At 70.6% G+C, this 22,402-nt stretch carries 18 protein-coding genes and 6 pseudogenes; 4 read left to right on the plus strand and 20 right to left on the minus strand.

The genetic code is table 11. The features are described 5' to 3' along the window. Positions 1-162: 162 nt before the first annotated feature. From H3H54_RS01410 to H3H54_RS01420, 3 genes are all read right to left on the minus strand, one after another. Positions 163-435, minus strand: a complete 273-nt coding sequence (locus tag H3H54_RS01410; RefSeq protein ID WP_262425212.1) for a hypothetical protein — start codon at positions 433-435, stop codon at positions 163-165. Positions 436-618: 183 nt separating this feature from the next. Continuing rightward, complete coding sequence (locus tag H3H54_RS01415; protein WP_262425213.1) at positions 619-1,374, minus strand: hypothetical protein; 756 nt, start codon at positions 1,372-1,374, stop codon at positions 619-621. 94 nt (positions 1,375-1,468) lie between these two features. After that, positions 1,469-3,538, minus strand: coding sequence for an MMPL family transporter (locus H3H54_RS01420; protein WP_262425214.1), 2,070 nt, complete (start codon positions 3,536-3,538; stop codon positions 1,469-1,471). Positions 3,539-3,998: 460 nt separating this feature from the next. On the opposite strand from H3H54_RS01420, the gene H3H54_RS01425 reads away from it, so the two are divergent. Continuing rightward, on the plus strand, positions 3,999-4,916 hold the full coding sequence (locus tag H3H54_RS01425) for a rhomboid family intramembrane serine protease (protein ID WP_262425215.1): 918 nt from the start codon (positions 3,999-4,001) through the stop codon (positions 4,914-4,916). Between the two features lie 669 nt (positions 4,917-5,585). Here H3H54_RS01425 and H3H54_RS19345 read toward each other — a convergent pair. Next, positions 5,586-6,124, minus strand: a pseudogene (locus tag H3H54_RS19345) (pyroglutamyl-peptidase I). A 160-nt stretch (positions 6,125-6,284) separates the two neighbouring features. Here H3H54_RS19345 and H3H54_RS01440 point away from each other — a divergent pair. Continuing rightward, the gene (locus H3H54_RS01440; protein WP_262425218.1) at positions 6,285-6,950 is read left to right on the plus strand and encodes a GNAT family N-acetyltransferase; all 666 of its coding nucleotides are present in this window, start codon (positions 6,285-6,287) and stop codon (positions 6,948-6,950) included. Between the two features lie 42 nt (positions 6,951-6,992). Here the strand turns inward: H3H54_RS01440 and H3H54_RS01445 are convergent, their stop codons facing one another. From H3H54_RS01445 to H3H54_RS01475, 7 genes and pseudogenes are all read right to left on the minus strand, one after another. Further along, entirely contained in the window at positions 6,993-7,562 is a 570-nt protein-coding gene (locus H3H54_RS01445) for a lamin tail domain-containing protein (protein ID WP_262425219.1), read from the minus strand. 330 nt (positions 7,563-7,892) lie between these two features. Next, positions 7,893-8,384 carry a hypothetical protein gene (locus tag H3H54_RS01450; protein ID WP_262425220.1) on the minus strand — a complete coding sequence of 164 codons (492 nt, stop codon included), beginning with the start codon at positions 8,382-8,384 and terminating at the stop codon, positions 7,893-7,895. 31 nt (positions 8,385-8,415) lie between these two features. Beyond that, positions 8,416-10,242 (minus strand): ABC transporter ATP-binding protein, encoded by a 1,827-nt coding sequence (locus H3H54_RS01455; RefSeq protein ID WP_262425221.1) that lies wholly within the window; start codon positions 10,240-10,242, stop codon positions 8,416-8,418. Further along, a pseudogene (locus H3H54_RS01460) lies at positions 10,239-12,064 on the minus strand (ABC transporter ATP-binding protein). The gene H3H54_RS01455 and the pseudogene H3H54_RS01460 overlap by 4 nt, the downstream one beginning before the upstream one ends. Positions 12,065-12,263: 199 nt before the next feature. Further along, on the minus strand, positions 12,264-12,617 hold the full coding sequence (locus H3H54_RS01465; protein ID WP_262425222.1) for a hypothetical protein: 354 nt from the start codon (positions 12,615-12,617) through the stop codon (positions 12,264-12,266). A 38-nt stretch (positions 12,618-12,655) separates the two neighbouring features. Beyond that, positions 12,656-13,747 carry an alpha-amylase family glycosyl hydrolase gene (locus H3H54_RS01470; protein ID WP_262425223.1) on the minus strand — a complete coding sequence of 364 codons (1,092 nt, stop codon included), beginning with the start codon at positions 13,745-13,747 and terminating at the stop codon, positions 12,656-12,658. A gap of 7 nt (positions 13,748-13,754) precedes the next feature. Further along, positions 13,755-14,267, minus strand: a pseudogene (locus H3H54_RS01475) (alpha-amylase family glycosyl hydrolase); the annotation flags it as partial. On the opposite strand from H3H54_RS01475, the gene H3H54_RS01480 reads away from it, so the two are divergent. Next, a complete protein-coding gene (locus H3H54_RS01480) occupies positions 14,179-14,970 on the plus strand; it encodes an alpha/beta hydrolase family protein (protein ID WP_262425224.1) in 792 nt (263 codons plus the stop codon). The pseudogene H3H54_RS01475 and the gene H3H54_RS01480 sit on opposite strands and share 89 nt — an antisense overlap. 134 nt (positions 14,971-15,104) lie before the next feature. Next, positions 15,105-15,389: a YciI family protein gene (locus tag H3H54_RS01485; protein ID WP_262425225.1), complete on the plus strand. Its 285-nt coding sequence runs from the start codon at positions 15,105-15,107 to the stop codon at positions 15,387-15,389. Positions 15,390-15,417: 28 nt separating this feature from the next. Here H3H54_RS01485 and H3H54_RS01490 read toward each other — a convergent pair whose 3' ends face one another. The 9 genes and pseudogenes from H3H54_RS01490 to H3H54_RS01530 form a co-directional block, all read right to left on the minus strand. Further along, on the minus strand, positions 15,418-15,906 hold the full coding sequence (locus H3H54_RS01490) for a hypothetical protein (RefSeq protein WP_262425226.1): 489 nt from the start codon (positions 15,904-15,906) through the stop codon (positions 15,418-15,420). Further along, entirely contained in the window at positions 15,903-16,130 is a 228-nt protein-coding gene (locus H3H54_RS01495; protein ID WP_262425227.1) for a LysR substrate-binding domain-containing protein, read from the minus strand. The genes H3H54_RS01490 and H3H54_RS01495 overlap by 4 nt, the downstream gene beginning before the upstream one ends. Then, on the minus strand, positions 16,118-16,819 hold the full coding sequence (locus tag H3H54_RS01500) for a LysR family transcriptional regulator (RefSeq protein WP_262425228.1): 702 nt from the start codon (positions 16,817-16,819) through the stop codon (positions 16,118-16,120). The genes H3H54_RS01495 and H3H54_RS01500 overlap by 13 nt, the downstream gene beginning before the upstream one ends. Before the next feature lie 224 nt (positions 16,820-17,043). After that, a pseudogene (locus H3H54_RS01505) lies at positions 17,044-18,383 on the minus strand (LLM class flavin-dependent oxidoreductase). Next, positions 18,380-19,234: an LLM class flavin-dependent oxidoreductase gene (locus H3H54_RS01510; RefSeq protein ID WP_316249189.1), complete on the minus strand. Its 855-nt coding sequence runs from the start codon at positions 19,232-19,234 to the stop codon at positions 18,380-18,382. Before H3H54_RS01510 ends, H3H54_RS01505 begins: the two are co-directional and overlap by 4 nt. After that, positions 19,195-19,347, minus strand: coding sequence for a hypothetical protein (locus H3H54_RS01515; RefSeq protein WP_262425229.1), 153 nt, complete (start codon positions 19,345-19,347; stop codon positions 19,195-19,197). The genes H3H54_RS01510 and H3H54_RS01515 overlap by 40 nt, the downstream gene beginning before the upstream one ends. Positions 19,348-19,579: 232 nt before the next feature. Then, positions 19,580-20,335: a transporter substrate-binding domain-containing protein gene (locus H3H54_RS01520; RefSeq protein ID WP_316249109.1), complete on the minus strand. Its 756-nt coding sequence runs from the start codon at positions 20,333-20,335 to the stop codon at positions 19,580-19,582. Further along, positions 20,332-21,202, minus strand: a pseudogene (locus tag H3H54_RS01525) (amino acid ABC transporter ATP-binding protein). The gene H3H54_RS01520 and the pseudogene H3H54_RS01525 overlap by 4 nt, the downstream one beginning before the upstream one ends. Continuing rightward, positions 21,192-22,129, minus strand: a pseudogene (locus tag H3H54_RS01530) (amino acid ABC transporter permease). The pseudogenes H3H54_RS01525 and H3H54_RS01530 overlap by 11 nt, the downstream one beginning before the upstream one ends. Between the last annotated feature and the right edge of the window lie 273 nt (positions 22,130-22,402).

The following is a 22,402-nucleotide window of genomic DNA, read 5'->3' on the forward strand; positions in this document are numbered from 1 at the left end:
CGAGCCCTGGCAGTATCGCCGGCTCGCCTCACCATCGACCCGTCCGTGACATGTGCCGACGGCGTCCTTCAGACCGGGCCCCGGCCTGCCGCGCCCGCGCCGTCGGCGTTCCGCCGCCCGGGCTCGCTCAGGAGGGCTCGGTGCGGCCGGCCGCGGCCGGCCTCAGCGGAAGGTCAGCGTCGCCGTGACCGGGTCCTCGATCTGCTCGAAGTCGTCGTTCAGCACCTGCCCGAAGCGCGGCTTGACCTTCACGGTCGCGGTCTCCAGGTCGGCGGGGATGGTGAAGGTAGCGACGGTTGTCCGAGGCATGTGCTTGAACGTCCACGACTGGTCCTGGGCCGGGGGCAGCTCGGTGCCGTCGGGGAGGACGAGCACCACCTCGGTGAGATCCTTGACGTTCGAGGAGCTGTCTCGGTCCCACACCAGCGGTACCACCAGATGGATCTCGTCCTCGTCGGCCCAGCCCAGATTTCCGCCGTACTCGAGGCTGGTGTCGACGTAGGGGAGAGGTACGCCTCCTCGATCGTGCCGTGGAGGGTCATGTAGTCCTGTCCGAAGCCGTCGGGGACCTTCGTGTCCAGGACGGTCGCGTCGGAGACCTCCACCTCGAGTCCGCCGTCATACATCCGCGGGGCCGGGGTGGTCAGGAGCGAACCGTCGACCAGCGAGAGCTCCTGGATGCCGCCGCCCATCTCGGCGCGGAGGGCGACGGCACCGGGCTGGGGGTGGCGTCGACGATCGCGAGCACGGTCCCGCTGCGCTCGGCATCGCCGCTGCTGGGGAGTCCAGGCGGATCTCCTGGTTCCCACCGTAGGTGATGTCCAGATCGGCGTAGGTGGGGTCGACCTTGGGCGCCCACTCCGAGTCGGTCGACTCCCATGCCGTGAGCAGGAACCTCTTCAGCTGACCGGGCAGGATCACGGTGGCGAGCTGCTCCTCCTCTGCCTCCGGGTCCGGGTTGTCGACCTCGGGGACGTCCTTCCCGGTCAGCGCGGTGTACTGCTCCGCGGTGAGGCTGTCGAGCAGGGTCGTGGCGACCACGGTGGCCTGGGCGTGCGGATGGATCATCGTCTCGGAGTCCGACATGCGGGTCATCAGCCCGCCCGCGGTCATCTCGTCCTCCACCTCCAGCACGTCGATCTCGATGGTGGCGGAGGTGCCGGGCGCCGGCGAGGACTCGTCCTCCGTCTCCGCCGCTCCCTCCAGATCAGCGGCCTCTTCGTCGGGAGCACCGCCTGCGGGGTCCTCGTCCTCGGTGCCGGAGGGGAGCAGTCCGCACCCGGCCAGGAGCAGAGTCGGACCGGCGAGGAGCACGCCGCGGCGTGCCAGGGAGGTGGTGCCGAGCGGCGCGAGAGAGGGGCGTCGGGGCGTCATGGGGTTCTTTCGTCGAGGGTGGGGGCGCAGGCCAGAATACCTTTACGACGACTGTTCGCGAAGGCAATCGGGGTCTCGCCCCCACCCGGAGGGATCAGGCGCTCGCGACGGGCGCCGCGCCGGCACCGGCACCGACGCCGGCACCGACACCTGCCGCGTCGACGGAGGCGGGGCGGGAGGGCCACCACATGCGGTCCCCGATCAGTGCGAACAGCGCCGGCACCAGCACGGTGCGCACCAGCAGGGTGTCCAGCAGCACGCCGAGGCCCACGATCAGGCCCAGCTGGCCCAGCACCACCAGGGGCAGCACCCCCAGCGCCGCAAACACTGCGGCGAGCACCACGCCCGCGCTGGTGATGACCACGCCGGTGGAACCGACGGCCCGCACCATGCCCTGCGTGGTCCCGTGCACGGCGGCCTCATGGCGGGCGCGGTGGACCAGGAAGATCGTGTAGTCCACACCGAGAGCCACCAGGAACAGGAAGGCCAGCAGCGGCACGGTCACGTCGAGCGCGGGGATGTCGAACAGCAGACGCCCGGCCCACAGGCCCAGGCCGATCGCGGCGACGGAGCTGGCGACGTTCACGGTCAGCAGCACCAACGGCGCCACCACCGCGCGCAGCAGGCCGATCAGCACCAGCAGCACCACCGCGAGGATCATCGGCGCGACCACCAGCAGGTCCCGCGTGGAATCGGAGCGGACGTCCATCGCGCTCGTCGTGGTGCCACCCACCAGGGCATCGGCCCCCTCGAGGGCGTGCAGGGAGTCACGCAGCCCGGCGGCCTCGTCGATCGCCTCCGGCGACTCCGGCTGCGCGGTGCCGACGGCGGAGAGCACGGCCCAGCCCTCGGGCGTGGTGCCGCTGATCGAGGCACGGTCGATGCCGGGCACGGACTCGGCGGTGGTGACGGCGGCATCTGCCGCCCCCTCCCGCACCACGATCTGGTGCGGTGCGCTTTCCCCGGCACCGTAGTGCTCGGCCATCGCGGCGAAGCCGACGGAGGACTCGTTCGGCGAGGCGAACTGCTCGTCCTGCGCAAGGCCCACCCGGGTGCCCGCCAGGCCGGTGGCGAGCACACCCAGCAGCAGCACCGAGACCACGGCGGCGAAGGCGGGGCGGCGGGTGACCGTGCGGGCGACGGTGGCGAAGGGGCCGTGCTCGGCCTCGTCACGGCGGGTCGCGGTGTCCTGCGAGGTCGCGGGGCGCGGCACGAAGGGCCAGAACACCCGTCGGCCCACCACCGCGAGCAGCGCGGTGAGCGGGAACAGCACGGCGATCAGGGCGATCAGCAGACCGGCCGCCGCAGCGATCCCGAGACCGCGGGTGGCGGGCATGACCGCGGCCAGCAGGGTCATCAGCGCCAGCACCACGGTCACGTTCGAGGCGATGATCGCGGGGGTGGTGCGGATCCAGGCGGTGGCCAGCGCGGCGCGATGGTCCGTGTGGTGGCGCAGCTCCTCGCGGTAGCGGGAGATCAGCAGCAGGGCGTAGTTGGTGCCCGCACCGAACACCAGCACGCTGATCACGCCGGTGTCGAAGGCGAGGGAGAACTGCTCGCCGAGGGTGCTGGTGACTGCGCCTGCGGCGCCGTCGGCGAGGGCCACGACCGACAGCGGCAGCAGCCACAGGATGGGGGAGCGGTAGGTGAGCAGGAGCAGCACCGCGACCACGGCGATGGTGACGGCCAGCAGGGTGAAGTCCGCACCCGCGAAGGCGCCGCGGATATCGGAGGCGACGGCCGGGCCACCGGTGATTGACACCGTGAGCTCGGCGGGGACGGAGGAGTCGGCCGCGGCGCGCAGATCCGTGATCATCGCGTCGACCGTCTCTTTGTCCGCCTGCGAGTCGACGGTGGTCATCACCAGATCCGCGGAACCGTCCTCGGCAGGCATCGGGCCGACGGCGTCGCGGCCGGCGACCTCGGCGAGATCGGTGCGGAGCGTCTCGATGGCGGCGGCGTCCTCCGCGGTCAGGGCGGTGCCGTCGGCGCGGGTGACCACGGCGAACACCGGCTGGTAGCGGCTGCCCTCCATGGTCTCGGCGATCGCGGCCGCGCGGGAGGACTCCGAGCTCTCCGGCAGCGCGTCCATCCCGGCGGCGGGACCGGCACCCCGCATCCCGCCCATCACGGCGAGCAGCAGCACCACGGACACGACGAGCATCGCCCAGGCGGAGCGGCGGCCGGTGAGGACCGAGGCGATCCGGCCGGCGACGGTGGTCGGTGCTGTGGAGGGGTCCCCGGCCCGATGTCGGCGGGGGTGGACGTGGGTGCAGTCACTGTGGATCCTTCGAGAGAAGACCGCTGGTGGCGGCCGAGGTTCGGTCCCGGGGTCGGGTGTCTTCCACGCTATGGAGAGCGCCGAGCGAGCGGATCAACCTTTGATGGAGCCTCGGCTCCACCCTGCAGCGAGCGTTGCCCTCGCCTCATGACGCAGCGACACCACCTCGCTGCCGGAAAGCGGAAGCTCGTGCTCGAGGGGCTGAGGCCCGTGAGAGAGGCGCAGAGCCGCCGCTTCGGGACGCTGTTCACCGCCTTCCCGTGCACAGCCGCCTGAACCAGCGCCTCTGCAGCGCCGAGGCATCCTCGGCCCGAGCCCAGTCGCACGTGGTGGAATGGACGGCATGGACCGACCCAGCTACGGCTACAGCGCCGAGAACTCCCCGGAGCCGCAGGCACAGCCCGTCTGCCCCCGCCACCCGGACCGGGTGAGCTACGTGCGCTGCAAGCGCTGCGAGCGCCCGGCCTGCCCGGACTGCCAGCGCCCCACCCCGGTGGGTGTGCTCTGCGTGGACTGCGAGCGCGACGTGTCTCGGCAGCAGGCCTCGACCCGGCCGCGCAACGCGATGGGCGGCGGCATGGGCCGGGGCACCCCGTACGTCACCTATACCCTCATCGCGCTGAACGTCCTGGCGTATGTCGGCCAGATGCTGGTGCCGCAGATCGTCCTCCAGCTGGGCCTGTTCATCCCGGTCCGTGCGGTGGTCATGCCCTGGACGTTCTTCAGCGCCGGGTTCCTGCACGGCGGGATCCTTCACCTGCTGCTGAACATGTACGCACTGTGGATCGTGGGGCAGCACCTCGAACGCACCCTCGGGCACTATCGCTACGTCGCCGTGTACCTGGTCTCGGTGCTCGGCGGGCACACCGCCATCTACCTGATCGCCGACCCGTTCCAGTCGGCCTGGGTCTCCGGCACGCTCGGGGCCAGCGGGGGCGTGTTCGGACTGTTCGCCGCGATGTTCATCGTCAATCGGCAGCTCGGCGGGCAGACTGCGCAGATCCTCGTGCTGATCGCGCTGAACCTCGTCATCACCTTCACCATCCCCGGCATCTCCTGGCAGGGCCATCTGGGTGGCCTGGTGCTCGGCGCAGCGGTGACCGCAGGGATGTTCGCGCTGCGCCCCAAGGCCACCCCGGGGGCGGACCGGCAGGCCCTGGCCCGGCGCTCCGCGTTCCTGCACGCTGCCGTGATCGCGGCGGCGACGGTGCTGTGCCTGGTGCTGATCATCGTCAAGACGCTGATGGTGATGGCGCTGTGACATGCCGCCTGTGAGCGGGCGCAGGATCTGAGGGACCGGACGGGCCGGGGCGGCTGGAGCAGCTGCCCCGGCCCGTCGCTGTCCCCGCTATACCTCCTTCGCTGCTCTCGCGTGGCGTCTGCGGGGAACTACACGCATGTGGTTTTCCCCAGATGTGGACAGACTTGGGGATAACTCGTGGCCCCATTGGGGGTTACAGGAAATTGCTGTGGATAACCATGGTTTCGTTGTGGACGGGCGGTGGGGACAACTTCTCGGACCGCTCCGTGTCCCCATCGGGATGCCGGGGCTCGCAAAGCCGTCCAGCCTGCGCAAACGTCTCTCGACGTCAAGAGAGCGGTCTTTATCACTCCCAAGGGAGCGACGCTGACCTGCAGTGATGTCGGGGGCGGGGGTGAGTGCGGTGGACCTGCCTGGCGCCGCGCAGGGAGGGTTGGGCGCGGAACGAATCGGCCGCGACACGCCCGGCGAAGTCGCGGTACCTGCGGAACTACATGTCTGTCATTCATCCACTGGTGTGGATAACGTTGTGGATAACTTCCCCAGGGGCGTGGAAAAGAGGTAGTTTCAGGCCGACGAGACCCCTCATGCACCAGTTGTGCACACCGCACGGCAGTGGACGGACACGCGTGATCCCCATCGACTCCGGCAGTTGACAGAGCGTGGAGATCAGTGCTCGGCGCCGCCCGCGAGCGGCGCGTCCACCTCGCTGCGCAGAGCGACCTCGACCATCCGCACCAGGGCACGGGCACCCGCCGCGGGGCCGACGACATCCCCCGACGGGACGTGGACGAAACCACCGCGGATCCCCTCCAGCGCAGGCTCGGTGGCTAGCAAGTGCTGCAGCTGGAAGAACACGTCGTTGCACACATAGGTCCCGGCGGTCTGCGAGACCGAGCCCGGCACCCCTCATCGCTGAGCGCGGCGACCATCGCCTTGATCGGCAGGCTCGAGAAGTATCCGACAGGCGCTCCGGCCACCACCGGCTCATCCAGCGGGCTCGCCCCGGCGTTGTCAGGGATGCGGGCATCACGGACGTTCACCGCGACCCGCTCCGGCGTGATGCCCGACCGGCCCGCCGCAAGGCCCGTCGCGATCACCAGGCGGGGCCGATGCTCCCGCAGCGCTGCGGCCAGCAGCTCCCCGGCCCGGCCGAACTCCACCGGAAGCTCGAGATCCACCACCGCCAGCCCCCGCTCCCGCAGCATCGGCGAAGCGAGCGCGACGATCTCCCGCGATTCGTTCACCGCCGCTCCGGCGAAGGGGAGAAGCCGGACAGCAGCACGTCGATCGTCATGGCCACAGCGTAGGCGCAGCGATCGCCGATAACGCCGTGACCGGCACTGCCCCCGGCGTTACGATCACCCGATGACCGCGCCGCCCACGCCGCCCACGCTCGCGACCCTGCACCCTCCGTTCGGCCTCGTCCTGCGCGCCGGGGACCTCACCCTGCGCCCGCTGACCGACGCCGACCTGCCGAAGTATGCAGAGCTGCTGCGTCGGCCGATCTTCGAGGACCCGCAGTCCCCGGCGATGTTCCACTGGTACCGGGCCGAGCCCGACACCCGGGTGCGCAACGCGCTGAGCTTCCAGTGGCAGCTGCGCAGCACGTTCAGCCCCGAGAAGTGGACGCTGCCGCTGGGGATCTGGACGGACGGCCGCCTGATCGGCTGCCAGGACGTCTCCGCCCAGCGCTTCGCCGAGCGTCGCACCGTCTCCTCCGGCTCGTGGCTCACCCTCGACGCTCACGGCCAGGGCTACGGCACGCTGATGCGCCAGGCGATGCTCGTGCTCGCCTTCGACCACCTCGGCGCGCAGCGCGCGGAATCCGCCGCGGCGATCGGGAACCGCCCCTCCTTCGGCGTCTCGCACGCCTGCGGATACCGCGAGGACGGCACCCACATGTCCACCCTGCCCGGCCCCGCGGTGCTCGAGCAGAGATTCCTGGTGACGCCCGAGACGTTCCGCCGGCCGCACGCGCCGGTCGAGGTCGAGGGGATCACCGCACAGCTGCGGGAGATGCTCGGGGCCTGAGCGGAGAGGCCGGCGTGCTGTGGCTGCGGTGGGGCCGGGGGCTCAGCAGAACGCGGTGGTCGTCGTGGTGCGCACCGACTTCTTCGTCGCCTTCTTGTGAGTCCCACCCTTGTAGGCGCAGGACTCCAGGAGCTTGCCCTTGTTCGTGTACAGGCGGGCGGTGTCCCCGGTGTTGTTCCAGATGTAGCTGGACTTGTTCCAATGCAGGGTGCTCGAGGTGTTCTTCGCCTTGCCGGAACGGATCGTGAGGGTCTTGCCCGGCGCGATCTTCGTGCCCTTGGGGAAGGTGAACTTCTGCGGGCCGTTGTCACGGATGACGTAGCCCGTGAGCGTCAGCGTCTTCTTCCCGGTGTTCTTGACCTGGATGTACTCCTTTGTGTAATGGGAGTTCTTCGAGTGGTCCTTGCCGGGCGGGTCGTAGTAGACCTTCACGATGTCCAGCGGCTTCTTCACCGCAGCCTCGGCCGCAGGAGGGGCGATCGCCACCAGCACCGCGACCATCAGGGCAGCGAGGAGGAGGGCGAGGAATCGAGCGCGCAAAACGGGGGAGGTGATCATGGGTGCCTCTGAGGATGCCGGGGATCCGCGGGTGACCGGCCGCAGGAGCGGCATCGCTCCTCCGGCTCCTCAGGATCTGAATCGAGTGATTCTGGGAGAAATGTAGCGCGCGTTCCGCCCCTGGGATAGGGACCTCCGGCACGAGTACTGGCGGGTGGATCACAGGGGGTGGGCGGGACGGTCACTGCGGGCGCACAGCGGGCCGGACCGGGTCGGGCTGGGACTGGTGCATCGAGTGTCCTCATAGGTACACGTCGGCACATATAGCGGCTGGCTGTACGCATGAGCACAGTGGGTACGGCGAAGGGGTGGGACACGCCCGACGCCGACGACGGCGGATACTGCGGAGGAAAGGGACGCGCCCGGCGCCGAGGCGCGGTGCAGTCAGCCGAGCAGTTCGTCGGTGCAGTCGGCGCCGTCGGTGTCCACGTGCGCGCTCCACCACAGGCGCAGCGTCGGACGGCCGGGCCGGGACTCGAGCACCAGACGCATCGCGCCGCCCTGCCCGTCGGTCGCTACCAGGGTCCGGACCGGGGAGGGATCTTCGCTCTCGGGGCCGATTTCGGAGAAGCCGTGCTCCGAGAGCACCGGGTTCGCGACCGCGATGAGATCGTCTTCCGCGGGGGCTTCGCCAGGGGCATCAGCCAGCAGGTCCGCGCTGAGGTGCGCGGCCCCGGTCACTCTGCAGCCGGAGGACGAGGTGCCGATCTGCGGGGAGGCATCGTCCGAGGTCATCGGGGTGATCTCCGTGCTCAGTGCCTCGGCGAGCGTGTCAGCGATCGAAGGGTAGTGCGCCGCCGCTTCGGGCGCGGTGATGTCCTCGTGCTCTCGCCACGAGAACTCTGCAGAGACGGTCAGGATGAGAGCGCGGCACACCGGTCGCGCACCAGCGCACCGCACCCTCACCTCACATCGAGTCCTGCCACGCCTGGTACAGCGCGGCGAAGCGACCGCCGGCGGCGACCAGCTCGGCGGGCGAGCCGTCCTCGACGACCTCGCCGCCGTGCACCACCAGCACCCGGTCCGCGATCATCACGGTGGTCAGGCGGTGGGCGATGATCAACGAGGTGCGGTGCCCGAGCAGCTTCGTCAGCCCCTCCTGCACCATCCGCTCGCTGGGGATGTCGAGGGAGCTGGTGGCCTCGTCGAGGATCAGCACCCGTGGATCGGCGAGGAAGGCGCGGGCGAAGGAGATCAGCTGCCGCTGCCCTGCGCTGACCCGGCCGCCGCGCTTGCTCACGTCGGTGTCGTAGCCGTAGGGGAGCTTCTCGATGAAGGAGTCCGCACCGATGGCGCGCGCCGCAGCCTCGATCTCCTCGCGGCTTGCTCCGGGCTTGCCGAGGGCGATGTTGTCCGCGACGGTGCCGGAGAACAGGTACGCCTCCTGGGTGACCATGACGATATTGCGCGTCAGGTCCGTCATGGAGATGTCCCGCAGATCCACCCCGTCGAGCTTTACCGCCCCCTCGGTGGAGTCGTAGAAACGGGCGATGAGCTTCGCGACGGTGGACTTCCCGGCACCGGTCTGGCCCACCAGGGCGACTGTCTGGCCGGCGGGGATGTGCAGGTCCGTCGGCTGCAGCACCAGCGGGCCCTCCTCGGTGTACCGGAAGGAGACGCCCTCGAAGTCGACCTGCCCGCGTGAGGTGGGCAGCGGGGTGGGGGTGCGGGACTCCTTGACGTGCGGCTGCACGGCGAGCAGATTCGCGATCTTCTCGAGCGCGGCCACCGCGGACTGGAAGGCGTTGTAGAAGTTCGCGATCTCGTCGACGGGCTGGAAGAAGCGGCGCGAGTAGAGCACCAGCGCCACCAGCACGCCCACCTGCAGGTCGCCGCTGAACACGCGGAACCCGCCCACGACCAGCACCGCGGCGATGGTGATGTTCGCCAGCACGCGCAGCGCCGGCTGGTAGATGCCGAAGACGTTGATCGAGCGCATCGAGGCGTCGCGGTAGTCCTGGGCGAGGCGGTCGAACTCCGCCTGGTTGCGGTCCTCCTTGCGGAAGGCCTTCACCGCGCGGATGCCTGCCATGGCCTCGACGAAGTGGACGATCAGCCGCGCGGAATGGGTGCGGATCGCGCGGTACTCGACGCGGGAGCGCTTCTGGAACCAGACCGTCAGCGCCACGCAGGGGATCAGCATCAGCAGCATGACCATGCCGGTCACCGGGTCCATGGTCACGATCAGCACGATCGTGAACACCATCGACAGGGAGGCGCCCACCATGACGTTCACGCCCGAGTCGAGCAGCTCGCGCAGCGCCTCCATGTCGGAGGTCTGGCGGGAGACGATCCGGCCCGAGGTGTAGGACTCGTGGAACTCGAGGTCCTGCTTCTGGGTGAAGCGGAAGACCTTCCGGCGCAGCGCCAGCAGCATCTTCTGGCCCACCACGACGGACTGGCGCACGTACCCGTAGGTCAGCACACCGCCGACGATCGCGGCGCCGACGGCCAGACCTGCCGCCTGATAGGCCGGGCCGGGATCGCCCGCCATCAGGGAGGGCAGGCCGTGGTCGATGCCCCAGGCGATGATCGCGGGCCCGGCCACGACGGCCAGCTGCGCGATGACGACCATGATCGCCATCAGCAGGAACTGGCGCTTGACCGGGGAGATCAGCTCTCCGAGCAGGGCGAAGGAGCGCTTCCGGGAGGCTTTGTTCTCGGCGTCGGAGTAGGCCTGGTGCTCGGGATCGTTCTGGCCCGGCTGCGGGTTCTTCACTGCGGGGGTGCTCATCGGCCCTCCTCCTGGATCGCGCGGAGCTCGAGCTCGCCGGTGAGGGTCTCGATGTCCTGGTCGCGGCGCCGCTCCTCGGCCTGGTGCGCGATCACCCACCGGTACCGGGCGGAGGTCTCCATCAGCTCCGCATGGGTGCCGACGGCGACCACCCGGCCGCCCTCGAGCAGGGCGACGCGGTCCGCGAGGGCGACGGTCGAGGTGCGGTGGGCGACGATCAGGGTGGTGGTGCCCTCGAGCACCTCGCGCAGGCGTTCGGTGACGATCTCCTCGGTCTTGGTGTCCAGGGCCGAGAGGGGATCGTCCAGCAGCAGCACGGCAGGCTTGGCGGCGATCGAGCGGGCCAGGGCCAGGCGCTGGCGCTGGCCACCGGAGAGGCTCATGCCCTCCTCGCCGATGCGGGTGTCGACCCCCACGGGCAGGTCGTAGGTGAAGGTGGCGTCGGCGGTGCGCAGCGCGAGGTGCAGCAGCGCCTCGGACTCCTCCTCGCTGAGGGCGGGGTCGGCGCCCAACAGCACGTTGTCGCGCACCGAGTCGGAGAACAGGGTCGCGTCCTCGAAGGCGACCGCGGTGAGGGAGCGCAGGTCCATCAGGCTCATCTCGCGAACGTCGACGCCGTCGATCGTGATCGTCCCACCGGTGACGTCGTACAGGCGCGGCACCAGCTGCAGCAGGGTGGACTTGCCGCTGCCGGTGACGCCCACCAGGGCCATCGTCTCGCCCGGGCGGATCTCCAGATCCACCCCGTCGATCACGTCGGGCACGTGGTCGGGGGCGTCCTCGTAGCGGAAGTGGACGCCCTCGAGGCGCACCGCGCCCTTGGCGGCGGCGCGGTCGATGTGCTGCGCGGAGCCGGGGAGGTGATGGTGTTCGCGGTGTCCATCACCTCGTAGTGGCGGTCCAGGGCGGTGGTCGCGTTCACGGCCTGGCCCAGCAGCATGCCGAGCATCCGCACCGGGCCCACCACCAGGGTGGCGGTCGCGAAGTAGGAGGCCAGCTGGCCGGTGGAGATCTCGCCCGAGGCGGTCAGATGCAGGCCCACCAGCAGTGCCACGCCGAGCGCGAGCTCGGGGAGCATGAACATGAACATGTCGAAGCGGGCGATCGCGGTGGCCTTGCGGACTTCGGTGCGGCGCAGCTCCTCGGCCTGTGCGGTGAATCCCTCGAGGGCCGACGGGCCGCGCCCGAAGGCCTTGAGCACGCGGATGCCCTGGACCGACTGTTCGATGGTGGTGGCCAGGTCGCCGTTCTGGTCCTGTGAGAGGCGGGAGAGCACCGAGTAGCTGCGGTTGAAGCGGTAGGCGATGATCGTGACCGGCACGGCGGCGAGGAAGAAGATCAGCGCCAGGATCGCTGAGGAGCGGATCAGCAGCGCCATGCCCACGGTGATGGTGACGACGTTGGTGACGGCCATGATCATGCCGAAGGCGATCCAGCGGCGGATCTGGTTGATGTCGCTCATCATCCGCGACAGCAGCTGGCCGGAGCCCCAGCCGTCGTGGAAGGAGACCGGCAGGTTCTGGACCTTCTCGTAGAAGTGGACGCGGATCTGCTTCTCGACGGTGGTCGAGGGGGCGACGGCGAAGGTGCGGCGCAGCCAGATCAGGGAGGCCTCGACCAGGCCGAGGGCGAGCACGATCGCGCCGCCGGTCCAGAGGGTTGCGGCGGTGGCGTCGGAGCCCAGTCGGTTGACGATGAACTCGAGGACCTGCGGGATCATCAGCGCGACGATCGACGCCGTCATGGCGCTGAGCAGGCCGAGGTAGAGGCGGAAGCGGATCGGACGGACCGTCTGCCAGAGACGGCGCATGGTGCCGAGCATGGGAAGAGAGAACCTCGGGGACAGGGAGGCCCCGACGATCGGGGCCAGAGGCTTAGCCTAGTCAACTATCCCGACGATCGGAACCCGATAAGCGCATTCCTGTGGCGTGCGGTGGGGCCGCGTGCCCTGCTGGAGCTGCTGTTGCGCGGAGCAGGTGGCGACGGCTGAGGCGGGCTGGGAGCTCGGACGAGCTCGGCGATCAGTCCTTGCGGTCGGCGGGTGACCAGTCGCTGTAGGCGGCGTCGGAGAGCATCGCGGCGGCGCCGGCGGCCGCGGCGGTCACGGTGAGCACCGCAGGCCAGGGGCCGATCTTCTTCGCCAGCGGGTGGGAGAGGCCGAAGCCGATCACGTAGGTCGCGCCGAGCACGGCGGTGGTGGCCGGTCCACGGCGGGCCAGCCAGGTGCGGCCGGCGTACAGCCCGGCCGCGGCAAGCACCACGCCGCCGAGGGGACGGATGCCTGTCTCGCGGGCGGTCAGCCAGCCGCCGACCAGCCCGAGGGCGACGACGGGGGCGGTGTTCACGGATGCTGCGGGCTTGATCGACATGCTCATGGCATGAGCCTACGACGCCCTCGCTGGTGCCGTGCGGATCAGCGCATGACGGCCACGCCGTGCGCGGGAACCATTCCCGGGGCGGCGGGGCCGACGCCGTCGAGCATGTCCGCGCCGCTGACCGCCTCGAGCACCTCGCCGGGGGCGGGGCGGGCCTCATCACCGAGGTTCAGCACCAGGGTGAGCGGCGCGGGAGCCTCGCCGTCGGCACCGTCCACGCCGTCCTCGTCGCGGGGTGCCAGGACGATCTGCGCCCAGGTGTTCTCGAGCAAATCCTCGTCCACGCGCACCGAGGCGGTCGCCAGCCACGGCTCGCGGCGGCGCAGGGAGAACAGCCGCTGATGGACCTCGAGGATCCGCTCCGAGGCGTCGGGCTTCAGCAGGGCGAGGTGGTGCGGGCCTCCCGGGGCGCTGTCGGCGGAAGTCGCTGCGGAGACCACCTCGTCGGGGCTCCCCGGGAACCAGGGGCGGATCGCGTCGTCGCCGCCGGCGCGGTCCTCCTTGAGGGCGGCGGCACCGAACTCGTCCCCCGCATAGACGGCGGGGATGCCCGGCAGCAGGGCGAGCAGCGCATAAGCCGCCGCGAGATCCCGGCCGTCGGTCAGCTGGGTGGCGATGCGGGTCGTGTCGTGGTTGCCGAGGAAGGTGAGCGGGTGCGTGCCGCCCTCGGCGTCGAGGAACTCCTGGTGGCGGCCCAGCGCATGGGCGAGCTCGAACAGGTTCTGATCGTGCAGGCCGGACCAGATCGCCTTCCACAGCTCGTACTGGGTGATCGAGTCCGCGCCGGAGCTGGCGGCGAACGCGGGGTAGTCGCCGTGGATGACCTCGCCGAGGATCCACGCCTCGGGGTGCGCGGCGCGCACCCGCTCGAGGATCGAGGCCCAGGCCTCGGCGCCCGCGGCGTACATCGCATCCAGTCGCCAGCCGTCGGCCCCGCGCTCGAGCCAGTGCCCCATGATCTCCACGACCCTGTCCTGCACCACGGCGTCCGCGAGGTTCAGCTCGATGAGGTCGTCGTTCCCCTCGAATCCGTAGGGGCTGCCCCTCCGACCAGCGGATCCGCGCACCCTCCTCGGTGCCGGGACCGGCGGCGATCGCGCGCCGCGCCACCGGGTGACGGTCCGAGACATGGTTGAACACTCCGTCGAGCACCACCCGGATCCCGCGTTCGTGGCAGGCGGCGATCAACGCGTCGACGTCGCCCGCGTCGCCGAGCCGCGGATCGAGGCGGCGATGGTCCAGGGTGTCGTAGCCGTGGGAGACGGAGTCGAAGATCGGGTTCAGCAGCAGTACGTTCGCGCCCAGGCCCACCAGATGGTCGAGCCAGCCGTGCAGCCGCGGCAGGCGGTGGACCACGTTCTCCCCGTCGGCCCCGCCGTACCCTTCGCCGGTGAGATCCTCGCGCTGCCGCGGCGCACCGCAGAAGCCCAGCGGATAGACCTGCCAGCAGATCGCGTCACGGATCCAGGACGGGGCTGTCGCGGTAGTCATGGCGCCATCGTAGGCGCGGGAGTGTTCAATGGGTCCAGGACCTTGCCTCGCGACCCAGGAGCGATCACCGATGATCCGCATGCGCACCGACTTCTTCGCCGAGTCCCTCGGGATGGGCACCTCGATGGTGGTGCTGATGCCGCAGGCCGCCGCCGGCATCGGGATGGGCGGGGCCGACGCCGCCGCGGGCGCGGGCGCGCCGGAGGGCGGGCCCGGGGTGCCCGTGCTCTACCTGCTGCACGGCTTGAGCGATGACTGCACCATCTGGGAGCGCCGCACCTCGATCGAGCGCTACGCCACCGAGAAGGGCATCGCCGTGGTCATGCCCGAGGTGCGCCGCTCCTTCTACACCGACGAAGCGGTGGGGGAGCAGTACTGGACCTTCATCGCCGAGGAGCTGCCGCAGCTCATCGCCCGCACCTTCCGCATCTCCACCGCCCGCGAGGACACCTTCGTGGCCGGACTGTCGATGGGCGGCTTCGGTGCGTTCAAGCTGGCCCTGAACCACCCGGACCGCTTCGCCGCCGCCGCGAGCCTCTCCGGTGCGCTGGACCCCTCCTCGCTGAGCCTGGAGCTGAACACCGGTCACCTCGCCGAGCGGGTCTGGGGTGATCGCGACATCGCCGGCACCACCGATGACCTGTTCGGACTTCTCGAGCAGGCTGATCCCGCGACGCTGCCCGCCCTGTTCCTGGACTGCGGCACCGAGGATCAGCTGCTGGACCACAACCGCCGCTTCCTCACCGCCGCCGAGCAGCGCGGCGTCGAGCTCACCTCGCGCCTGCGCCCGGGCGCCCACACCTGGGACTTCTGGGACCAGAGCATCCAGGACGTGCTGGATTGGCTGCCGCTGCGCGGCTGAACAGCCCGAGGCTCAGGAACGCTCGCCAGCTCCGGCGATGGACGACCCGTCGCGACGCCGGCGGATACGGCACGATGAGGGCAGAGACCAATGGGCCGTGCGATGACGTCGGCCCACGCACCCAGGGAGAAAACGTGGCCACCTTCGCCGTCCAGTACACCTACACCGACGATGCGCAGAGAGTTGCGACCTTCCGGCCCGAGCACCGTGAGCACCTCGCCGAGCTGCACCGCGAGGGCACGCTGCTGCTGTCCGGGCCCCTGGGCGGCGGACCGGCCGCGCTGCTGATCGTCGTCGCGGACTCCGAGGAGGAGGCGCTCGCCAAGCTCGACGGCGATCCCTTCATGCGCGAGCGCGTCATCGTGGACCGCAGCGCCCGGGAATGGACCGTCGTGATCGGGCAGCTGCCCGGCGCCTGAGCGGCCCGCACCTCACCACGGGCGGGCGCTACCGGTCGGTGTCGCTGCCGCCGTCGGCCTGCCCACGCCGCACTGTCTCCTGCAGGTCCAGCACTCCACCGGCCGTCGCGTTGATCATCGTCTGCCCGCCGACCATCACCAGCGGCAGGGCGCCGGTGCCTCCGTGGGAGGCCAGCACCTCCTGCGCATGCGGGTCACGGAAGACGTTCACCCAGGCCACATCCTCGCGGGGGCCGCGGATCGCCGCCTGCAGCCGGGCCGAGAGCGGGTTGCCCGGGGCCCAGAGGATGATCGCGGTGTCCGCGCGCTGCGTGCGGGCCTCGGTGAGCGGGATGTGCGGGCCCGAGCGCAGGGGGCTCGTCCAGTAGGCCATGAACACGGAGAAGATCGCGACTGCGACCGAGGCGATCTTCTGCCCGGCCAGGAACAGCAGCGCGGTGAGCAGCAGCCCGCCCACCAGCAGCAGTGCGGGCCGCAGCCAGGCGCTCGCGGGGATGCCTGTGGTCCGGGAGCTCACATCATCACCGCCGTGGCGAGGCGTTCGTTGGTCTCCGCCACGAGCGCGTCCCGCAGGGCGCCGACGGCCGGGATCGCGAGCGCGCCACGACGGTTCAGCAGCCCGATCATCCGGTCGTCGAGGTCGGGCAGCGCACGCACCACCAGATCGGCCGGCGGGGCGGCCTCCAGAGCGATCTCCGGGATGAGCGCGACGCCACCGCCGTGCATGATCAGCTGCTGCACGACGATCGTGTCATCGGTGGAGGTGGCGCACACGGTGGGGAGAAGCCGGCCTTGCGGGCGCTCGAGATGAGGTTCGCCCGGCAGCGTTCGCAGCCCGCGATCCACGGATCCTTCGCGAGGTCGGCGAGCGTGAGATCGGGATCCTCGGCGCGGGGATGATCGCGCGGCAGCACCGCCATCACCCTGTCCTCCATCAGCGGGGTCCACTCCAGGGTGCCCTCGTCACCGATGTCGCTGCAGGGGTAGCGGAACACCAGGGCGAGGTCCAGCTCGCCCTCACGCAGTGCGACGACCGCGTCCGGCGGCTCGAGCTCGGAGAAGGTGACGTCGAGATCGGGTGCCGTCTCCGAGAGCCGCTTGAGCATCGGCGGCAGCACCACTGCGGCGGCCGACGGGAACGTCCCGAACTTCACCGTGCCGCGACGCAGTGCGGTGATGTCCGCGAGCTCCTCCTCGGCGGCGTGCAGCTGCGCCGCGATCGCCTCCGCGTGCGCGGCCAGTCGCCCGCCCGCCTCGGTGGGGGTGATGCCGGAGGAGGAACGCAGCAGCAGCTGGGTGCCCACCTCCTTCTCGAGTGCGGCGAGGTGCTGGGAGACGGCGGGCTGGGTCCAGCCCAGCTCGCGGGCACCGGCACCGATCGAGCCATTGCGCACCACAGTGCGGAAGATGAGGAGTCGACGAGGATCCATGGGTCCATTCTAGGCGCGGGTAGCAAGCCTGGCTTATGGGTTCAGGCACAGTACTCATGGCCGCTCGACCGGCCTGGTGCCGGCACGGAGCCCGGCCGTTCAGCGAGTTGCGGATCCGCAACTCCCAGAACGCGGGCACCTGGTGATCCGGTCCCCGCGTCACTGCGTCACCGGGGCAGGTGCTCGCGCGAGCAAGCGTGCGTGAACCGTGACATGTGCCGGACTCACTGCACCGGCAGCCCCAGGTTCTCGCGCAGCGTCGACCCCGCGTAGTCGGCCGGGTACACGCCGTGCTCCTGCAGGCGGGGGATCAGCTCGTCCACGATGTCGTCGAGCCCGGAAGGGATCAGCCACGGGGTGATGTTCAGTCCGTCGATCGCTCCCAGGCGCGCGAACTCCACCAGGCGCTCGGCGACCGCGTCGTAGCTGCCGCTGAAGCTGCCGCGCCGCGAACCGGCCTTCGTGCGGGCGAACTCGAGGATCGACTGGCCCTTCTCCGCGGCCTCTTCACGCCAGGCACGGGTGAGCTCCTCCGCCTTCGCGAACTGGAAGCCGGCGCCGCGGGTCACCCCGGATTCGGAGACCTCCGGGGCGACGTCCGGCAGCGGACCGTCCGGGTCGAAATCGGAGAGGTCCCGGCCCCAGTACTGCTCGAGCAGCGCGATCGCCTGCTCAGGGCCGATCTGCAGGTCCCGCACCCAGCGGATCTTCTCGTCGGCTTCCTTCTCCGTCGGCGCGAGCACGATCTCCGCGCCCGGCAGTATCTTCACGCTGCCCGGGTCGCGGCCGGCGGCGACGGTGCGCTCCACGATGCTGCGGCGGAAATCGACCGCGGCCTCGAGGGTGCCGTGCGGGGAGAAGATGACGTCCGCCGTGCGGGCGGCGAAGTCCTGCCCGGTGGGGGAGGCCCCGGCTTGGAACAGCACCGGGCGTCCCTGGGCGGAGCGGGGCAGCTCGCCCTGGGCGCGCACCGAGTAGTGGGCGCCGTCGTGGCTGATCTGGTCCCCGCGCCAGAGCTGCTCGGCGACCTGCACGAACGCCTCGGCATGGATATACCTGTCCTCATGGTCGAGGTAGCCGCCGCGGCGGAAGTTCTCCCCGGTCCACGCGTTGTCGGTGGTGACGATGTTCCAGCCGGCGCGGCCGCCGGAGAGCAGGTCGAGGGTCTGCAGGCGTCGGGCGAGGTCCACCGGGTCGTTGTAGGTGGTGTTCTGCGTGGCGACCAGGCCGATGTTCTCAGTGATCGCGGCGAGCGCCGCCAGCAGCGTCTGCGCGTCGGGCCGGCCGGCCACGTCGAGCTCGAAGGGCACGCCGCGGTGCTCGCGCAGCCGCAGCCCCTCCCCGAGGAAGAAGGCGGCGAACTTCCCGCGCTCGGCGGTGCGTACGAGCGCTTCGAAGGACTCCCACGCCACCTGGTCCCCGCTCTGGGGCAGGCGCCAGATGGTCGAGGAGTTCACCCCTGGAAGAACGCGCCGAAGGCGAGCTGCCCGGTGGGGGTGTGATCGGGGTGGATCGGGTGCGCGGTGGGGCCGGTGGCGAGGGCGGGGGACAAGGCGGTGGTCATGCGGACTCCTCGCGGGTCAGGCGGGCGCGGTCGCCGCGCCGTGCGGGATCGGGGCGGAACGGTGCGGGCTCGAGTCCGAGCTGCACGCGCAGGTCCTGCCCGGGGGCGGGGGCCGGGGCGATCAGGCCCTCGGCGCGCAGGGAGGTGGCGAGCTCGGCGACCGTGCCCAGGGGGTCGGTCTCGAGGTCCAGGCCCACCAGGCGCACCAGCCGCACCGAGGCGGCGTCGGAGGTGCGCGTGGTGGCCTCACGGATCAGAGTGCTCACCGCACCGGTGAGCGCACCGCCGGAGACGTCCAGGTCCAGCACCCGCCCGTCGGCCAGCTCGGTCGTCACGCGCTCGCCGGCGGCGGCGCGATCCGCATCGGCGACCAGCACGGGGAGCAGCCCCTGCGGGGAGCGCGGCGTGATGGCCGGGCCGCGCACCGAGAAGGTCTCGGCCTCGACATCGGCGTACTGCAGGCGGGAGGCGTCCACATACAGCCCGCGCTCGACGTCGCGCACCACCGCATCCGGTGCCCAGGAGTCCCAGATGCGGCGCGCGGCCTCGAGCACGTCGGCCGCCTCGCGGGCGGTGGCGTCGAGGTCGAGCACGGCGCGGCCGACGGTCGCGGGCACCGCCGGGTCGGTCTCGGCGCTCAGCAGCCAGCCGGCCCGGCCGTGGCTGATGTGGTCGAGGCTCATCAGCTGCGTGGCCAGGTGGAACGGCTCGACGTAGACCGCGTCGGTGCGCGGCAGCAGGCCGATGGAGCCGGTCAGCGGTGCGAGGTGGGCGGCGACGTGGATCGGGTGCAGGCCGCCGTCGCTGAGGGTCAGGGCACCGACGCCGGAGTCCTCCAGGCCGCGGGCCAGGTCGAGAGGCCGCCCAGCAGGGCGGGGTCGGTGACGAGATCGACGGCGAGCACGGGCAGCACCCGGTCGGAGGCCGCGGCGGTGTGATCCGGCAGCTCGTGGGTGGTGGTCACGGGTTCTCCTTCGTGTGGGCGCGGGACTCGGTCAGTGCTTCTTCGCTGAGCTGCCAGCGCTCGAGGACCTGGGCGTAGGTGCCGTCGGCGATCAGGGCGTTCAGCGCCGCCGCGTAGGGCTCGGCGAGGCCGCTGCCGCCGGCGAAGGTCCCGGCGACCAGGGTCTCGTCGGGCCAGCCGGCGTTGATCCGGCCCTGCAGCTCGAAGTCGTCACGGCGCGCGGCGATGAAGCTCAGCGAGGCGAAGGGGAGATGTAGCCGTCGACGCGCCCGGAGCCGAGGGCGAGCAGGGTGTCGGCGTCGGTGGAGTAGTTCTTCAGCTCCGCGGGCTCCTTGCCCGCCGCCTCCAGCTCGGCGTTCCAGTCGGTGAGGATCCGCTCCTGATTGGTGGCGTTGCCGACGGCGATGATGCGGCCGCTGAGGGAGTCGGCGTCCTCGAGCCAGAAGTCCGCTCCCTTCTTGACCAGGAACGACATGAAGGCCGCGCGGTAGGAGGCGAAGTCGAACTTCTGCAGCCGTTCTTCGTTGACGCCGATGTTGGCGTGGACCACGTCGAACTCTCCGGCCTCGAGCTTGAGGGGCCAGTTCTCCCAGGTGGTCAGCTTCAGCTCGAACTCGAGGCCGAGCTTGTCCGCAACGATCCGGGCGATGTCGATCTCGGAGCCGATGTAGGTCTGGTTGTCGTCGGCCAGGAAGGACAGCGGTGCGGCGCTGGTGCCGTTGATGCCCACCCGCAGCACGCCGGCCTCGGCGATCTCGGGCGGCAGCAGAGCGGCGATCTCCTCATCGGCCGTGCCACGGATCAGCTCCTGAGCGCCGGAGGTGTCGATGCCTCCCGTGCCCTCACCGCCTCCGTCGGACGCCCCGGAGCCGGAGTCGCCGCCGGCGCTCGCGGCGGGAGCGGGATCGGAGCAGGCTGCGAGCAGCGCGGCGGGCAGCAGCAGGCCGGAGGCCGCGAGTGCGCGGCGCGAGAGCAGAGATCGGGTCATGAGTGGTCCTCGGGGAGATGGTGGAGCAGATCGGTGGGGGCTTCGGGGGCGGCCGACGGGGTGTCTCCGCCGGTGCGGACCTTCGCCAGGAACGCACGGGTGCGCTCGTGGCGGGGCCGGTCGAGCACCTCGGCCGGCGGTCCCTGTTCGACGATCCGGCCGTGGTCCATGAAGACCACGGTGTCGGCGACGTCGCGGGCGAAGGAGATCTCGTGGGTGACGATCACCAGGGTGGTGCCGGCGCGCGCCAGTGAACGGATCACCGCCAGCACCTCCTCGACCAGCTCGGGGTCGAGTGCGCTGGTGGGCTCGTCGAACAGGAGCACCCTTCGGTCGCAGGGCGAGGGCCCGGGCGATCGCGACCCGCTGCTGCTGGCCGCCGGAGAGCTGTCGGGGATAGACACGCTCCTTGTCGGACAGTCCCACCAGGGCGAGCAGCTCGCGGGCGTGGGCCTCGGCCTCGCGCCGCGGCACGCCGAGGGCGCGGCGGGGCGCCTCGGCGACGTTCGCGAGTGCCGTCATGTGGGCGAAGAGGTTGAAGCTCTGGAACACCATGCCGATCGCGGTGCGCTGGCGCAGCACCTCCCGTTCGTGCAGCTCGTGCAGCAGATCGCCCTCGCGGCGGTAGCCGATGGTCTCGCCGTCCAGACTGATCAGGCCCTGGGTGACGGGCTCGAGGTGGTTGATGGTGCGCAGCAGGGTGGATTTGCCCGAGCCGGAGGGGCCCAGGATCACGGTGACGGTGCCGGGCTCGATCCGCAGGTCGATGCCGCGCAGCACCTCGAGATCCCCGAAGGACTTGTGCACGCCGCGGATCTCGATGAGTCCCCGGCCGGTGCCGTGATGTCGGTGGTGCTCATGCGGCAGCTCCCGTCGGGGTGGCGCGGAATCGGGCCAGGCGGGCGCGCAGCGACTGCAGCGGGGTGGGTGGCAGGGTGCGCACCGCCCCTTGGAGTAGTGGCGCTCGATGTAGTACTGGCCGACGGACAGCGCCGAGGTGATCACCACGTACCAGACCGTCGCGACCAGCAGCATCGGCAGCACCTGCTGGGTGCGGCCGTAGATCAGCTGGATGGTGAAGAACAGCTCCGCATGCGCGAGCACGTAGACGATCGAGGTGCCCTTGACCAGCCCGATGACCTCGTTGAAGGCGGGCGGCAGGATCGCCCGCATCGCCTGCGGCAGCACGATCCGCAGTGAGCGGTCGCGGGCGGGGATGCCGAGCGCGCTCGCGGCCTCCAGCTGCCCCTGGTCCACCGAGAGGATGCCTCCGCGGATCAGCTCTGCGGAGTAGGCCGCCTGGTGCAGGCCCAGTCCCAGCACCGCCGCGAGCATCGGCGTCATCAGGTCGCTGGTGCGTGCTTCGAAGAAGGTCGCATCGGTGAACGGGATCCCGAACCGCACCTGCTCGTACAGGTAGCCGAGGTTGTACCAGAGCAGCAGCTGCACCAGCAGCGGCGTGGACCGGAACACCCAGGAGAACGTCCAGCTCACGCTCGAGATCAGGGGCGACTTGGACAGTCGCATCAGGGCGAGCAGGAGCCCCAGGCCGAAGCCCAGGGCGCCGGCGAGGACGGTCAGCTTCAGCGTCTCGAGCAGGCCGCGGATGATCGACTCCGCGAAGAACCATTGGGCGACCACGCCCCACTCCCACCGCGGATTGGTGACAAAGGAGTAGAGCACGGCTGCGACGACCAGGCCGACGGCCACGGCGAGCACCACGCGGCCAGGATGCCGGGCGGGGACGACCCGCAGGTGGGAGAGATCTTCGGGGGTTCTTGGCCGTTCGGGCACGACATCTCGTGCGGTCCCCTCGCCGGGGCATGCCCGGTGGCCGGGGTGGCCGAGGGCGTGCGGCGTGCGGTCTCGGGGAGACGACGGACGAGGTCATGGGGTGCCTTCCGTGACGGAACGTGAACCGGAGGGTGGTCCGGGCTTGCAGTACCAGACGGTATAAGCCAATCTAATGAACATGCAAGGCGGCGGCTATGGGCCGTCACTGTGTGACACAGAAGCACCTCAGAAGGGATCCCGACGGATGAACTCCTCGATCAGGGCAGCGAGCAC

Origin of the sequence: Brachybacterium sp. Z12, assembly GCF_014400405.1 — a bacterium.
Classification (GTDB): Bacteria; Actinomycetota; Actinomycetes; order Actinomycetales; family Dermabacteraceae; genus Brachybacterium.

Coding starts and splice junctions, on each gene's coding strand:
- H3H54_RS01455 (WP_262425221.1), bottom strand. CDS start 10,242: ATGAGCACCCCCGCAGTGAAGAACCCGCAGCCGGGCCAGAACGATCCC.
- H3H54_RS01470 (WP_262425223.1), bottom strand. CDS start 13,747: ATGTCTCGGACCGTCACCCGGTGGCGCGGCGCGCGATCGCCGCCGGTC.
- H3H54_RS01415 (WP_262425213.1), bottom strand. CDS start 1,374: ATGACGCCCCGACGCCCCTCTCTCGCGCCGCTCGGCACCACCTCCCTG.
- H3H54_RS01520 (WP_316249109.1), bottom strand. CDS start 20,335: ATGACCCGATCTCTGCTCTCGCGCCGCGCACTCGCGGCCTCCGGCCTG.
- H3H54_RS01465 (WP_262425222.1), bottom strand. CDS start 12,617: ATGAGCATGTCGATCAAGCCCGCAGCATCCGTGAACACCGCCCCCGTC.
- H3H54_RS01500 (WP_262425228.1), bottom strand. CDS start 16,819: ATGGATCCTCGTCGACTCCTCATCTTCCGCACTGTGGTGCGCAATGGC.
- H3H54_RS01425 (WP_262425215.1), top strand. CDS start 3,999: ATGGACCGACCCAGCTACGGCTACAGCGCCGAGAACTCCCCGGAGCCG.
- H3H54_RS01480 (WP_262425224.1), top strand. CDS start 14,179: ATGATCCGCATGCGCACCGACTTCTTCGCCGAGTCCCTCGGGATGGGC.
- H3H54_RS01420 (WP_262425214.1), bottom strand. CDS start 3,538: ATGCTCGTCGTGTCCGTGGTGCTGCTGCTCGCCGTGATGGGCGGGATG.
- H3H54_RS01445 (WP_262425219.1), bottom strand. CDS start 7,562: ATGCCGCTCCTGCGGCCGGTCACCCGCGGATCCCCGGCATCCTCAGAG.
- H3H54_RS01440 (WP_262425218.1), top strand. CDS start 6,285: ATGACCGCGCCGCCCACGCCGCCCACGCTCGCGACCCTGCACCCTCCG.